We start from the raw sequence: 14,001 nt of genomic DNA on the forward strand, positions 1-14,001 counted from the left end.
GGCCAAAATCGGCAATGAGTTGTTCTAGAACCGAGTGGCTACCACCGGAAGGAGCATGGACAGAGCGCAGCAATTGTTCTGGCTAGGCGTCCGCCCCCTCAATAGCACACATAGTCATTTCAGCATCAGATCAATTAGCATGATCCCAGCATTGATGACTATCGGATGGCGGAATGATCGACCAGGATTTTGTCGAGTTAAATCGTACGTTTCACGAGCTCTCCCAGATCGCGAACAACGACGAAGTGGTGCCGCGATCGTTACTCGGTACCGGAAACCTGACTTGGGCAGACCTGATCTCACATCACAGGGTGGTTCTGCTCTCAGAGGCAGGTACGGGCAAGAGCATCGAAATTAGAAACATCGCACGCCGGCTGAGAGCCGACGGTAAAGCCGCTTTCTTCATTCGGTTGGAGTACGTGGTCGATGGCCTTGACGGCGCCTTCGAGGAAGGAACTTATGACGAGTTGCTTCAATGGCTCGAGGGAGCTGATGAAGGTTGGATATTGCTGGACTCTGTCGATGAAGCCCGGCTCAGCGCCCCCTCTGACTTCGAGCGCGCTATCAGAAAGCTGGCAAGTGAAATCCGTGTCGCTAAACAAAGGACACGGGTTCTACCCCATTTCCACGGACGGTTTGAAAAGAGCTGAAAACTTCAAATCTTGCCGGGCAACTCTACGACGCATTCGTGGGTTATGAAACCGCTCGATGTAGTCGAATAGATCCGCCCGAGCCTCATCACGAGTTCGATACGACTGATGGACAACGCGCTCCCGTTTGAGCTGACCGAAGAAGCCTTCACAGGCCGCGTTGTCACCGCAGTGCCCGACGGCACTCATCCTGCAAACCAGCGTGTTGCGATTCAGAAAACGCTGGTAGTCGCCGCTGGTGAATTGGCTGCCGCGATCCGAATGCAGGATCACTGACCAGTCACCCTGGCGCTGCCAGATCGCCATCTCCACCGCTCGAATCACCATCTGCCGATCCTGGCGGTGGTGCATCGACCAACCGATCACCAACTTGCTATACAAGTCGAGCACCACGCATAGAAAGAGTTTGCCTTCCTGGGTGGCGATTTCCGTGATGTCCGTGACCCACTTGCGCTCTGGTTCCTGCACGGTGAAGTCGCGCTCCAGCAAGTTTTTCACGCCTGCTGGGCGGCCACTGACGGCTCTTCCAAAGCCACGCCGCTTCCGGCGTGGCCAGCCTTGAATTCGCTCAGCCGCCATCAGGCGAGCAACGCGATTCAGGCTGACGGCTTCGCCCTCGTCGAGCAGATCCTCATGCATACGTGGCGCTCCGATCACACCACGGCTGTCCTCGTGAATCTCCCGAATGCGCTTCACCAAGCGCGCATTCTCCTGAGCTCGCGGGCTTGGTTCACGATCCTGCCAGGCGTAATAGCCGCTAGCGGAAACCTTCAGGCAACGGCACATCAATCGTACCGGGTAGTCTTTGCGGCAGCGCTGGATCACCGTGTACCGCTTGATGACTCCTTGGCAAAGTACGCTGCCGCGTCTCTTAAAAAATCACGTTCCTTGGTGACTCGGGCTAACTCGCGCTTGAGGCGGGCAAGCTCCTCATCTCGCGGGCTTCCCGTTCCAGGAAAGGCTTTATCAGTATCTGGGTGTGCCTCCCGTACCCAGCGTGTGAGCAGGTTGGGAGCAACACCAATCTCCAGGGCTACCTGTCGACAGCTCGCTCCTGAACGACGAACCAGCTCGATGGCTTCCCGCTTGAACTCGGGGCTGTATTTCTTGCGCTTCATGAACACTCCTTCAGCTCGGTGTGAGCTTACTCGAAAGTGTCCGTGTTAGTGGGGTAGAACCCTCCCTTGCTTACCCCGTTTATCCAAAGAGGCTTGAAGCCTCCAAGCCATGCTCTTTAGCATGGTCTGGCGTCGGTTCCACGCAGGCCGGCGCACCGAGTGGTGGGCTACCTGAACTTGGCATGGGCTCACCACTCCCCCTTGGCAGAGACACTGAGCGTATGCTGGGCTATATCCCCAATCGCGAACGAGACGCTGCCATGAACATTATCCCTTACACCCTCGATCACTATGACGGTGTGATGGACCTGATGCGCCGCACGCCAGGCATCGTCGTTCGCGACACAGACTCCAAGTCGGCGACAGCGCGTTATTTGAGCCGCAACCCCAATTTGAGCTTCTTGTGCCTCGATCAAGGGCAGGTCGTCGGTTGCGCGATGTGTGGCCACGATGGACGCCGAGGCTATCTTCAGCATGTCGTGGTCGCGGAGGCTCACCGGGGTCAAGGAATGGCCAACACACTGGTGGAGCGGTGCCTCGTGGAGCTGGAAAAGATCGGGATCTACAAAACCCACATCGATGTGCTGGTGGAGAACACCGAGGCCCAGGAATACTGGGCACGGCGTGGATGGCAGAAACGGGACGACATTGATCGCTACTCGATCATTCGCTCAGGCAATCAGAACGCGTGAAAACCGGCGCTCCGTTGTGCTTTCCTCCGAAACAGCAAACAGTGGAACACGAGAGTGTCATCCTCCTCCTACCCCGCTTATCAGGCCCCCCTTGATACCGGGTCGCCAGGCTTTTTAGCATGGACGGACGTCGGCCCCTGAGACCGACGCACCCGTGGTGAGCTATCTGAACTTCGCCTACGTAGCTCACCACGCCACTATTGTGAACAGTTGAGCCTCTGCGCATCGCCTCCGGACACTGAAGCGCGTCGAGGCTCTTTTTTGCTCACCTCAATCCGGGCACTTCCCACGGCGTAAACCCACGTGCCGCCCCTGCCTTCCCCAGACAAGCTTGCCTGCGCATCGGCCGAATTGATCGGCGACTGCCCAGGCAGCCGAGGCCTTCAAGGCTGCGAACGCCCACGCGTTGGCCGTCCCTGTCTTCTCACGTCGTTGGTCGCTCCGAAGCTCAACGGCGCCCTATTGCAGGAGCCTCGACATGTCCGCTCATCCATATCCGTTGAAGAGTGTAAGCCCTGGCCTTACACTCCTATTACCATGATCCGGCGCTTCCGGCACAAGGGCTTGAAGGCATTGCATCAACGTGGCGACACCTCCGGCGTACGCGCCGATCACGTGGCTCGTCTGCTTCGCCTCCTGGCCTCCCTGGATGTCGCACGAACACCCCATGACATGGATCGCCCCGCGAACCGCCTGCACCCGCTCAGAGGTGCCTATGCAGGTTTCTGGTCGGTGAACGTGTCGGGTAACTGGCGGGTAATTTTCCGTTTCGAGGGTACGGACGCCGATCAGGTCGATTACCTTGATTATCACTAAGGAGGTTCCTGATGCCGATGCACAATCCTCCCCACCCAGGTGAGGCACTGCGCGAAGATGTGCTGCCTGCTGTGGGCCTGAGCGTCACGGCCCTGGCCCGGCACTTGGGTTATTCCCGTGGGCAACTCTCGACCGTGTTGCACGGTCATGCGGCGATTTCAGCAGACCTGGCTCACCGGTTGGAAATGGCGGGACTGGGCAGTGCTCGTCAGTATCTGGCCGAGCAGGCGGCCTATGATCTGTGGCAGGCCCAGCAGCGCGAGCATCCCTTGATAATACCGTTAAAACTAGGTTGATTTACACCTCCAACTTGAACGATGCGAAGCACGGTAGAAATACCGGCTTCACCTAAAAAATACTTATGGAAAATCAAGTTAATCTCGCATAGCAAAATCACCCATGAGCGTCACTCTAGCAACCGCTTAACTAGCACAAAGCACTATGGTGACGCGCAGGCCACAAAAATACGAATTGTACTCAAAAATCCATCTTTGCACGCAATTCGAACTCACACAAGCGACTATCTCACCCAAGCAAACGATGCCAATTTGACACCATCCTAATAAGGCACCTAAAATTCACTGGCCTCCTTAACTATTTAAGCCAACAAAACATAGAGCTCTTACATTCCATGGATGAACCTTGCCGCGTCACTGATGTATTTGGACTTCGCCGAGATGTATTATCTTACGTTGAACGTGACCATGTCGATACGCTATTCAAAATAGCTCTTAAGACAGACAAGCAGATTTTGGTATACGGCGCTTCCAAACAAGGAAAAACGGCACTAGTAAACAAACATTGTCCACCGGAAGAAACTATAACCTATCAACTGACTCCCGAAACTCAACTGACTGACATTTATCAACACATTCTTAGAGAAGCTGGCGTTTTAATACGTACAGAATATACTGAAGGCGAAGGTGGAAACGCCTCTCTTAGCGTCAAGGCCAAAATCAAAGCAACATTTGCTTTATTCGCAAGCGGAGAGGCTGGTTTAGATGGCAATGCATCATTAAACTATTCACAAAGCAGCAAACATCAAGAAATACCATTCAATATCGAACAACCTCAACAAATATCCTCTCTACTAAGAAAAGTCAAAAACAAGAAAATCATTGTACTTGACAACTTCCACTATCTAACACTGGAGACTCAAAAAGCATTTTCTTTTGACTTAAGAGCATTCCAAGAGCTCGGCGTAAGGTTCATCATTCTTGGTGTGTGGAGAGAGCGGAATAGAATGCTTCAGTTTAACGGAGACCTTCTGGATCGAGTTAAAGAGATCCCAGTTGAACCTTGGAGCCAAGCTGACTTTGAAAAAATACTGAAAAAAGGCGAATCACTCCTAAATATCGAGTTTTCACCTACAATTGCGAGCGACTGTTGTGAGCTTTCATTCTCTAGCGTGGGCGTATTTCAAGACCTACTCCAAGGGGTTTGTCTGGCCGCTGGTATAGAAGAGAGGCAGACTAAGAAATCCACAATAGATCAAAACTCCGCACTAAAGTTAATAGTTCAAGAGAAAGCCGAGAGCTATGGTGATAGACACAAGCGCTCCTTTGAATCCATAGCATCTTGCACCAAGCACTCCGGAGGAATGGAGAAATACTACTACACAATAGTAGACATCATCCTAGAAGGTGGTTTTTCCGCAATTGAAAATGGCATAACTCACGAAGCTATTTTTGAAAAGATACTGAGCAGAACCTCAAGAAAGGCGCCTGGAAAGCTGATGATCAAAAATGCCCTTACTCAACTTCACAAAATACAGTCGGAAAAATCCATAACCCCGCCAGTACTGTATTTTGATGAAAACACAGAAACCCTTAGCATTTCAGACTCAACTTTATATTTCTTCCTAAAAAACTCAAACCTCGAAGCTTTCAGGAAGCGACTGCGCCTATCATTTGGCAACGAGATATAGAAAACCGATAAGCGGCGATAATTTACCCACCGTCTCACGACAGATTAAATTATCGCCAAACCTACAACCCCAACCAATGTCAAAAAATATGTATCGAGCAATATATTCTTGAAATTATAAACTCAATCCGAGGCGCTGGAATAAAAAAGATCGAACCCGGCAGCTCATTTCTTCTCTTAATGATTACCACTCCCGCTCATGATATCTCCAGCACTGCCAACTCGTTTGGCATCTGCCCAGGTAGCCAAGATCCTCAAGGCTACGGCGCGGCCTTCACCGCGTTGATCCAACGGCCTACCCGCCGTCCCATCAAGCGGCCATGCCCCGGCCGCCCCTGACTGGAGTCCTGAACATGCCCAAGAAAACCCTCCCCGCGCAGCTCGCCGAGCTGATTCGTGCCCAGTACCCAACGCCCCAACTGTTCTTCCGAACCTGGAAACAGGCCGCCCAACTGGCTGGGGTCCCCTACTTCGGCGACGGCAGCCAATCAAGCTTCGATAACGCTCAAAGCAAATGGGACCTCTGCCCCAACCTGCCCCTGATCCAACAGGCGATCCGCGTCATAAGCCATGGCGAACAGATATTCCTCGCCGCTCTGGTCAGCGTGTACAGCGCCGAAGACGGCGGGCCCCTGCTGCATCAAGCCGGCGTCCAGGGCCTGGCTGAACCGCCCCGGGTATCGCGGAGGCTCCACCTTTTGAGAAACTGGAGCCACTATGCCAAAGCCACCTAAATTTTCCCCCGAAGTCCGTGAGCGTGCTGTGCGGATGGTCTACGAAGTCCGCGAGTCGCATGACTCCCAGTGGGCAGCCATCGAGGCTGTCTCCAGCAATATCGGATGTACAGCCCAGACCTTGAGCAACTGGATCCGCAAGGCCTCTTCCCCCGCAACGTCCAGTGCCCCGGCTGATCCCCGGATCAAAGAGCTGGAGCGCGAGGTTCGTGAGCTCAAGCGAGCCAATGAGATCCTCAAGGTCGCCAGCGCTTTTTTCGCCCAGGCGGAGCTCGACCGTCGTTTGAAGTGATCTGGCGTCTGATCGACGAGCATCGACAGCGCTTTGGAGTCGAGCCACTGTGCCGCGTGTTGCAAGTGTCTCCATCGGCTTACCGGCGGCATGCTGTACGGTTACGTGATCGCTCACGACGCTCTGCCCGAGCGATTCGTGAGGAGGCACTTGCCGTACAGATTCATCGTGTCTGGCAGGAAAACTACGAGGTCTATGGGGCCAGGAAAATCTGGCGGCAGATGCATCGCGAACATCAGGCAGTAGCGCGCTGCACAGTGGAGCGGTTGATGCGTGAGAGGGGGCTTTGCGGCGTGACCCGGGGCAAAACGGTGAAAACCACACAAGCTGATCCTGACAGTGCCAATCCCAGGGATCTGGTAAAGCGTCAGTTCACTGCTGAACGCCCCAATCAGCTCTGGGTCGCCGACTTCACGTTCGTTTCAACCTGGCAGGGGTTTGCCTATGTCGCGTTCATCGTGGATGTCTATTCACGGTTCATCGTTGGCTGGCGTGTCAGCCGACACATGCGTACGGAGTTTGTTCTGGATGCACTGGAACAAGCACTTCACGCCCGTCGGCCTGAGCCTCATCGACTGGTTCACCACAGCGACAGAGGCTCGCAATATCTGTCGATTCGTTACAGCGAACGGCTGGGAGAAGCGGGTATTGAGCCGTCAGTTGGCAATACCGGTGACAGCTGCGACAACGCACTGGCAGAGACCATCAATGGCCTTTACAAGACCGAGCTGATTCACAAACGAGGGCCATGGAAAAGTGTTGAAAGCTTGGAATGGGAAACGCTGAAATGGGTGACTTGGTTCAACCATCAGCGCCTGCTGGAGCCGATTGGAAATAGGCCGCCGGCTGAGTTTGAGGCACTATACGAACAGAGTCAGACAACAAGCCCAATTGCAGCCTGACTCAAACAAAACAGCCTCCGCGATACCCGGGGCGGTTCATTCCGCATATAAATGCCAAGCCACTCGCAACGACGAAGCCGTTTGGCACGAGACCTGAGACGCAGAGGCAAAATACATTCTCCTTCACATTAATATTTATTCAGTTAAAAATTTTTCTAAAGATGCTCCAAAAACCAGAGCGCTAGACACCTCCCTCCAAAGGTATGCCAAAGCAAAGAATGTAACAGATTGTAACTTTCTCACCCCAGCAGCGGGATGAGAAATCTGTAAAAGCCAAGGAAACAAGAGAAACCTTCATTTGATAAATCGATTAAGCAACTCCGCATCGCAAGCTTTTGACACTGCAAAAATTTCATGATTGAATTTAAAAAACGCACACCAAGTTCTCTTTAATCACAAATAAGCTGAAGCTTTCATAGATTGTCATCTTCATTTTTGACATCAGCGAAAGTCAAAAAATCGCCGTCAATAAATAGTGGCTGCATTCTTGCTAGCGGCAAACTCAAATGGATAGTTCAACCTTAAACAGTCGAGCTTTTTGAGTAGTGGAGTCCAGATACCTGTTGCAGCACCGTCTTATGTTTGGCCCGAAGTACTTCGTCCATGCGACGTTAATCGGCCTAATCGAGAAGGCAGCCCCAAGTCCAGGGCTTAGTAAATTCGGACCTCACCTCTCACGAGAATCAACCATGACCTCGCAAGACGAACTAACCAGGCGCCGCAGTTGGGAACACCTTCTACTCCGGGCTGCGAACGACATTTCTCTGACACCCAGCCAATACAAGACAATAGAGGACCGCTATTCCCAACTGCAAAAAATCCTCGACGCGTCTACAAACCCACTGCTGTCCGGGGCTCACATTTTCCCGCAGGGCTCGATGCGCCTAAAAACTACGATCAATCCAGTCAACGGTGCACCCAAGGACCTTGGGACTATCGATGCGGACGCCATTATCTGGCTTCCTCACGCGGGTGATTCCGACGCAATGACCGTGCTGAATGCCATTGAGGAGCGATTCTGCGATGGTAGCCGGGTGAAATCGGATATCGTCCAGCTCCGCCGCGGAATCCGGATCGAGTATGCCGACGAGAACCCTGGCTTTCACATCGACGTAACACCCGCCCGTGCTGTACGAGGGAACAGTAAAGTTGATGGCCACGGTAATCTGGAAGTACCCGATCGAGAGATTGGCTGGAAAGCCAGCAGCCCGATCTCCTACGCAGATTGGCTAGATAACGCTTCAAAGAGGCAGATTTCACTGGAGCACCTCCAAAAAGCTTACGCGATCAATCGCAGCGGCACCGAATCGATGGACTCGGCAACTCAGGAGCCCCTACCCACCTATCAGGATTACGACGATCTAGACCCGTTGCGCGCCACCGTAAAACTGTTGAAGCGGCATCGTGACGAATGGGCTATTGAGACCCGCAACGAAAGTCATCGGCCCATCTCAGCAGTTATTACAACTCTTGCGACCCATGCCTACCTTAAAGTCGTCGAGGAGTCGCAGTCAGTTCCGCTGACACCGATTGATGCCATCCTCAAGATAGTCGAGAAGATGCGTGACTACGTCTCTTACGCCAACGGGGAGTACCGAGTGCTCAACCCGAAAGATGCTGGAGAAAATTTTTCGGAAAAGTGGAACAGACCCCAGGAAGGACAAAAGTACCGGAAGGCTTTCTACGACTGGCATGCAAGTGCCGTGGTCTCCTTCCAGCTCGGTCTACAGAGCCACGAAAGTGCGGATACTTTCGCCCGGGCTATGGAGGCAAGCTTTGGTATCGGCAAGAAGATCATCAACGACGTCAACAGGGAGATTCCAGGAAACTGGACCATGCCAGGTCGAAAAGAAGGCATGACTCGGAATGCTGTAAACTTGGGCGCGCTGTCTGGCAGCGCGAGCCACGCCTCCACTCAAAGCAATGTGAAGCCAGTTGAACGCCTCGGTTGAGATGGAATTTACCCCAGCCGTGGAGCGCGGCATAGCCGCACTCCACGAATTTATTGGCGAAGAAGCCGCTTCTTCGCTTCTTCAATCCCTTCCTCCCGAAAAATATGAAGTAGCAAGGTTTTTACTCCCGCTGCCGCGTGACTACACCGGCGTAGAACGACGTTTAATTATCGCCTTCCCACATCACTTCCCCCGATTTGCACCGACTCTCCAGATAGAGCCCTCACCGTGGTTAATGTGGCCGCATGCCACTAGGTCTGGCCTTTGCCTTCATGGATTCCGTGAAAGACCTATTACTGGAACACCTGAAAGAGTAGTGGAAGACAGCCTTTCACGCCTTAGCTCTATCCTGCAACTCGTTCTTGAGGGCTCAGATTCAGAGCTTCGGAATACAGAGTTCCGGAACGAGTTCACCACATACTGGAGCCTACAGCTCGCCACCTCCCCACAGGACATACTGCTTCTGGAACGACCTCAATCGGGCTCGGAACTATTTGCCATAAGTGACCCACGCCCAGAGCGGCGTTCACGCACAGCATGGCTCGCGCCCAATCTGGAATCACTCAGGATCCACCTGCGTCGCGTAGTTGGTTATGGCGGAAAAATTCGCTCGCCTGCAGTTCCGGGTTTCTATGTGAAACTACGGACATATCCCGATCTGCGGATGCCTGCTCCCGGAAAGCTGCTGGATTGGTTGACACCACACCTCACTGAGGATGACCGCAAGAAATTTCTGACCTGGTTCTCTGGAAAAGGATCATTGGCAGACCGCTGGGTTGTTCTGGAACTCCCAGGCCCTGAAGGGGCGCCAACGTTTTGCCTGGACGTTCGCTCTTACAGCAAACAACCGGACCGAGGGCGATGGTATGGATTTCGCTCCGCTCGCCGCTGGTCAGGCAAGAAGCAGCCCTCGCACACACCAACACTGGTTCGTGACGCTGTAATCAACATACTTGACCGAACGGACATTCTCTCACGTGACCTGAGCCAAACGGCTGAGCACCTGGAAAGAGCCAGGGTGGTAATGGTCGGTGCAGGCTCACTTGGTAGTGCTGTTGCCTTGCAACTCGCCAGATCAGGAATTGGCGAAATCATACTGATTGATCCTGAGCTCCTTGAGTCAGCCAATCTCGGCCGCCATGCCCTAGGAGCAGACGATCTCGGTCGGCCAAAATCAACGGCTTTGGCAGACAAACTCTCACGCGACCTGCCTACCGTAAAAGTGACTCCTTACCGTGACTTCGTGGAATTACTACTTCTACGAAAGCCAACACTTCTCGACGACGCTCATCTTGTCATCGTTACCACCGCAGACTGGTCATCTGAAGTTGCACTTTGGCAAAAGAAATCGGAAGGTGCCCCCTGGGCACTCCTACAAGCCTGGAGCGAGCCACACTCCTTTGTCGGACACGCTCTGCTGGCTCCACGTGGTACCTTTGATGGCCGCACACTGTTCGACGACGCGGGCAACTTTAAATACAAACAGACTGAATGGCCCGATGGAGGCGGTGTTATTCCGCTTCCGGCGTGCGGCCAAACCTTCATTCCTGGAGGAGCCTCAGGTATGAGCAACGTGGCGGGGATGGTGACTCAAGTTGCCCTGAGGGCCTTGACCGGCCAACTCGAATTGCAGGCATGGACCACCAGCATCTACCGACCGAAAGACATTACTAAACATGGCGGCACTTACCGCGGACCGGCAGTAGAGGAGGGTGTCCAACACATGGTTCTTGAACGTGCCTGGCCGGCCAATGAGGACCAGGCCGGATGAGCGGCATAGCCTGGAGTTGGACCTGGCCTGAAATCGAATGCACGCTGTCCGTATCGCAAACCGTTGCCGAGGTCTTTGATCAATACCGGCAGTATTCCTGGAAAACCGAGCGCGGTGGTCAGCTGTTTGTCGACCTAGCCAACCCCAGTGGACTAGTCATGACACTTGCCACACTACCCCACCCACGAGATCGTGCCGGATGGGCATGGCTCGAGCTCGATGCTAGCCGTTGTCGGCAAGAAATTGATGTAGCTAACGCCCGAGGGCTTAGGCTGGTGGGTTACTGGCATACACACCCCCAAACCATCCCGGCGATCTCTCCAACGGACGCAGCGAGTTTCTCTAGGTTTGCTGCCCGCTATGCGCAGGAACTGCCACATCCTATCGCAGTAATTGTCGGCCTGTCGCAAACACCTGATGGCATCAAAGCTTGGCGCTTCCATAATGGAGGTTATAAAGAGGCGAAACGGGCCAGCTGAATCACTCCAACTGCGCCCTGTGCTGCAACATCAACTCGAAGAGCTCGGCCTGATGGCGTGCATCATCCAGTGCGTTGTGAGTCGCAGCCCGCTGAGGGCACAGGCTCGCAATCATGTGCGAAGACTTAGTCTCCTTCCACGCGAGGTTAAAAGCCCCCATGTAGTAAGCTTTGATATCGAGCGCTGCAAACCCGAACGGATTCTGACCTAGATATCTATGAAAATAATAGTTCACAAACGACCAATCAAAAGGAGCATTTAGCCCAACAAAAACAGGCTTTCCTATACCAGATGCAATCTCCCCCACCCAGACTGCAAGTTGCTGCATCGCCTCCCGCGGTTCAAGACCCACTTGAGCCAGTTGTTCCAAATCAAATCCTGTGACCTCCAAAGCTTCAGGATCATGTTTTGGGCTATCAGGTTTAATTTCAAGATAAATAGCTTTCTCAGGGTACCCGACGACACACGCCCCCAAAGAAAGCATGCTGAACTCACCCGGGATCGGACCAGATGCCTCAATATCAATTGAAACGTAGATTTCTTTATTCATAAAAGCCTTCTCCTGAAGTGACTTGGTAGGGGTGTACCGATCCAGCTAGCCATCTACAGCTTCGACACCGTGCGTCGCTTTCCACTCCGCCAACACCTTGTGGTTTCTATCCTTGGTCTCAATAGGCTCCACCGTGTGCGGGCTCTTCAAGACCTAGATTTGAAGCGACTTGCCAGAAGCATTGACTACGCGAGACGAAAGCTGTGTACGGCCCCTAGGGCCCAATACTGCAAAATATCACGCGGGCTAACACCATACTAGCCGAGGAAGCCGCGCAGCTTTTGCTCGAATTCAATTTCTCCTTTTAAGCTACCTTTCATTCTTAAAGTATTCCAGCCCTGCCAACTGGACTGCAATCTACCACTCAAGCGTACGAAAATCCTCAAGCAAAATCCACCCTGCCCAAACAACCATCAAAACTCAACAACCAGTTTATTGAAAAGTCAATCCCACATCAGCTATACCTGCGAAGCGAGAATGCAATTCTCTCAGCGCTATTACAAATGTTTAAATTAGCCTCTGGATATCACGTAGCTGCTTGCCTTGCCAAAAATAAAAATTTCAAAACCTCTAGCCTATCAACAGCCTAGCCTGCGATCATTACAGCACGGACCCAGTGCCACATACCGAAGGCTATCGTGAAGGGATTATCAGAATGATACTAAAAGAGATACTTAGTTGGGGCCGGAAGCTAGTTGAGTGGTATGTTCGCCCGAAGAGCTTCGGAGTATTCCTAGTCAGCTACGGAGCACTGGTTGTATTGACGACCCTGGCTGGAGGGGTGGTCGTGGGCATTAACTACACCAGCGATTCGACCCGCATGCTAGCAAACGTCGACACTTCTGGAGGGACGCCTGCATGGATGACGCAAGCAGGCTTCACGGTCGGTGTACTGATGATCGTCACCGGCATTTGCATAAACGTGCACGAACGGAGGCAGTTTGCGCGCAAGCGCGTATTAGTCTTAGAGCACAAAGGGTTACACGGTATCGACAGCCCACTAGATTCGGTAGTGCGGAAAATCATAGGAGGCAATGTCGAAACTATTCTGGTGGACATTCGCGAAAACATTATTGAAGGTCGCATTACTCACCCAGAGGCCGCCTTGAAAAAGGTCGTGGATGGTCGAGGGGACCTGGTGCGACGCCTCGCTGGACAAAACAAGAACGACATTGAAATCGTGTATGGCGGCCTGATGCCGGTACCATTCACTTTTGTCACGGGCTGCATGGTGGACGACGAAGGTGGCGCCCTAAAGGTCTTCGATTGGGATCGTTTAGGGGGCGGTGAGTGGCGCCTGATTCAAAGCAGCCGTGATGACGGGGACCGATTGCGCTCCGCAGCGGCACCATCCGAAAACACCGACCAAATGGTGCTCGCACTATCCATATCGTATCCGGTCGATGAGGCCGGTATTTCCAACACTTTCCCAGGTATACCGATAACGCATATGAAGATGGACGAACTGTCGTCGAATGCACACTGGTCCAGTGAGAAACAAAGCGCCCTGGCAGAACAGTTTCTGCAGGCACTCAAAGCACTATCGGCTCAGCAGGTGAAAACCATTCATCTAGTGATAGCTGCACCAAACAGTGTGACCTTCACTCTGGGTCGCATCTACGACAGAAGACTGTTACCGGCAGCAATCATCTATCAGTACGAGCGCTCCAACACTCCGGCCTATCCTTGGGGAGCAAGCATCCCTTCGCACGCTCAAGAGCTACCGACGATTGTTTACACAGCGAGCAGCTAATCTCAAATTGCGCTTGCTGAACAAAGGGCACTGAATCTGACGGTGCCCTGAACAGCATAGAGTAAGAGATTATGATAAGTCCGCACGACTAAGTAGGCGGTAATTCAGAGTTTCGACCTGGAGCCCCTTGTCATTAGCTGCCAAAGCCTCAGCTATTAAACTACTCCTCGAAATCCAAGTTCTCAAGCATCAAGGCCACCAACTCCATCGGGCGACGACTGTTGATCACCGTATAGATCGGATCCCGCTTACTCCGCGGCAGCTTCTTCACGCAGCTCTTGGCCGACGCCCGCACCGCGTCATCCGTGCCATGGATACGAGCGGCCAGCAGCAGAATCAACACAGCATCGGACAGTTTCATGAGGA

15 protein-coding genes and 1 other annotated feature are annotated in these 14,001 nt (G+C 53.0%); of the genes, 11 read left to right on the forward strand and 4 right to left on the reverse strand.

The genetic code is table 11. The features are described 5' to 3' along the window. Positions 1-173: 173 nt before the first annotated feature. Positions 174-650, forward strand: a complete 477-nt coding sequence (locus AC6I6U_RS24330; RefSeq protein WP_497878557.1) for a hypothetical protein — start codon at positions 174-176, stop codon at positions 648-650. Here AC6I6U_RS24330 and AC6I6U_RS24335 read toward each other — a convergent pair. Beyond that, positions 615-1,768, reverse strand: a protein-coding gene (locus AC6I6U_RS24335; RefSeq protein ID WP_497878558.1) for an IS3 family transposase whose coding sequence is annotated in 2 segments (ribosomal slippage) — positions 615-1,522 and positions 1,522-1,768 — 1,155 coding nt in all. Because the reading frame shifts where the segments join, the coding sequence is not laid out codon by codon here. The genes AC6I6U_RS24330 and AC6I6U_RS24335 overlap by 36 nt on opposite strands. Positions 1,769-2,028: 260 nt before the next feature. Here AC6I6U_RS24335 and AC6I6U_RS24340 point away from each other — a divergent pair. The 9 genes from AC6I6U_RS24340 to AC6I6U_RS24380 all read left to right on the forward strand — a co-directional run bounded on the left by AC6I6U_RS24340 (position 2,029) and on the right by AC6I6U_RS24380 (position 11,332). After that, the gene (locus AC6I6U_RS24340) at positions 2,029-2,460 is read left to right on the forward strand and encodes a GNAT family N-acetyltransferase (protein ID WP_497878559.1); all 432 of its coding nucleotides are present in this window, start codon (positions 2,029-2,031) and stop codon (positions 2,458-2,460) included. 537 nt (positions 2,461-2,997) lie between these two features. Further along, positions 2,998-3,276, forward strand: coding sequence for a type II toxin-antitoxin system RelE/ParE family toxin (locus AC6I6U_RS24345; RefSeq protein WP_497878560.1), 279 nt, complete (start codon positions 2,998-3,000; stop codon positions 3,274-3,276). An 11-nt stretch (positions 3,277-3,287) separates the two neighbouring features. Continuing rightward, entirely contained in the window at positions 3,288-3,572 is a 285-nt protein-coding gene (locus tag AC6I6U_RS24350; RefSeq protein ID WP_497878561.1) for a HigA family addiction module antitoxin, read from the forward strand. 335 nt (positions 3,573-3,907) lie between these two features. After that, positions 3,908-5,203 carry a hypothetical protein gene (locus tag AC6I6U_RS24355; RefSeq protein ID WP_497878562.1) on the forward strand — a complete coding sequence of 432 codons (1,296 nt, stop codon included), beginning with the start codon at positions 3,908-3,910 and terminating at the stop codon, positions 5,201-5,203. A gap of 352 nt (positions 5,204-5,555) precedes the next feature. After that, complete coding sequence (locus AC6I6U_RS24360; RefSeq protein ID WP_497878563.1) at positions 5,556-5,936, forward strand: hypothetical protein; 381 nt, start codon at positions 5,556-5,558, stop codon at positions 5,934-5,936. Next, positions 5,920-7,130, forward strand: a protein-coding gene (locus AC6I6U_RS24365) for an IS3 family transposase (RefSeq protein WP_497878564.1) whose coding sequence is annotated in 2 segments (ribosomal slippage) — positions 5,920-6,187 and positions 6,187-7,130 — 1,212 coding nt in all. Because the reading frame shifts where the segments join, the coding sequence is not laid out codon by codon here. The genes AC6I6U_RS24360 and AC6I6U_RS24365 overlap by 17 nt, the downstream gene beginning before the upstream one ends. After that, positions 6,186-6,302, forward strand: a sequence feature (AL1L pseudoknot). Its footprint overlaps the gene before it by 117 nt. A gap of 689 nt (positions 7,131-7,819) precedes the next feature. Then, positions 7,820-9,082: a nucleotidyltransferase domain-containing protein gene (locus tag AC6I6U_RS24370; protein ID WP_497878565.1), complete on the forward strand. Its 1,263-nt coding sequence runs from the start codon at positions 7,820-7,822 to the stop codon at positions 9,080-9,082. After that, complete coding sequence (locus tag AC6I6U_RS24375) at positions 9,066-10,853, forward strand: ThiF family adenylyltransferase (protein ID WP_497878566.1); 1,788 nt, start codon at positions 9,066-9,068, stop codon at positions 10,851-10,853. The genes AC6I6U_RS24370 and AC6I6U_RS24375 overlap by 17 nt, the downstream gene beginning before the upstream one ends. Then, positions 10,850-11,332, forward strand: coding sequence for a Mov34/MPN/PAD-1 family protein (locus tag AC6I6U_RS24380; RefSeq protein WP_497878567.1), 483 nt, complete (start codon positions 10,850-10,852; stop codon positions 11,330-11,332). The genes AC6I6U_RS24375 and AC6I6U_RS24380 overlap by 4 nt, the downstream gene beginning before the upstream one ends. Before the next feature lies 1 nt (position 11,333). Here AC6I6U_RS24380 and AC6I6U_RS24385 read toward each other — a convergent pair whose 3' ends face one another. Both AC6I6U_RS24385 and AC6I6U_RS24390 read right to left on the reverse strand, forming a co-directional pair. Further along, positions 11,334-11,882, reverse strand: a complete 549-nt coding sequence (locus tag AC6I6U_RS24385) for a 3'-5' exonuclease (RefSeq protein ID WP_497878568.1) — start codon at positions 11,880-11,882, stop codon at positions 11,334-11,336. A gap of 45 nt (positions 11,883-11,927) precedes the next feature. Then, on the reverse strand, positions 11,928-12,032 hold the full coding sequence (locus tag AC6I6U_RS24390) for a hypothetical protein (RefSeq protein ID WP_497878569.1): 105 nt from the start codon (positions 12,030-12,032) through the stop codon (positions 11,928-11,930). Positions 12,033-12,537: 505 nt separating this feature from the next. Here AC6I6U_RS24390 and AC6I6U_RS24395 point away from each other — a divergent pair. Further along, complete coding sequence (locus AC6I6U_RS24395) at positions 12,538-13,635, forward strand: SAVED domain-containing protein (RefSeq protein WP_497878570.1); 1,098 nt, start codon at positions 12,538-12,540, stop codon at positions 13,633-13,635. Positions 13,636-13,795: 160 nt separating this feature from the next. Here AC6I6U_RS24395 and AC6I6U_RS24400 read toward each other — a convergent pair whose 3' ends face one another. Continuing rightward, positions 13,796-13,996: a DUF7740 domain-containing protein gene (locus tag AC6I6U_RS24400; RefSeq protein WP_497878571.1), complete on the reverse strand. Its 201-nt coding sequence runs from the start codon at positions 13,994-13,996 to the stop codon at positions 13,796-13,798. Positions 13,997-14,001: the final 5 nt, after the last annotated feature.

Source organism: Pseudomonas sp. UTLPPB19802 (assembly GCF_059730225.1).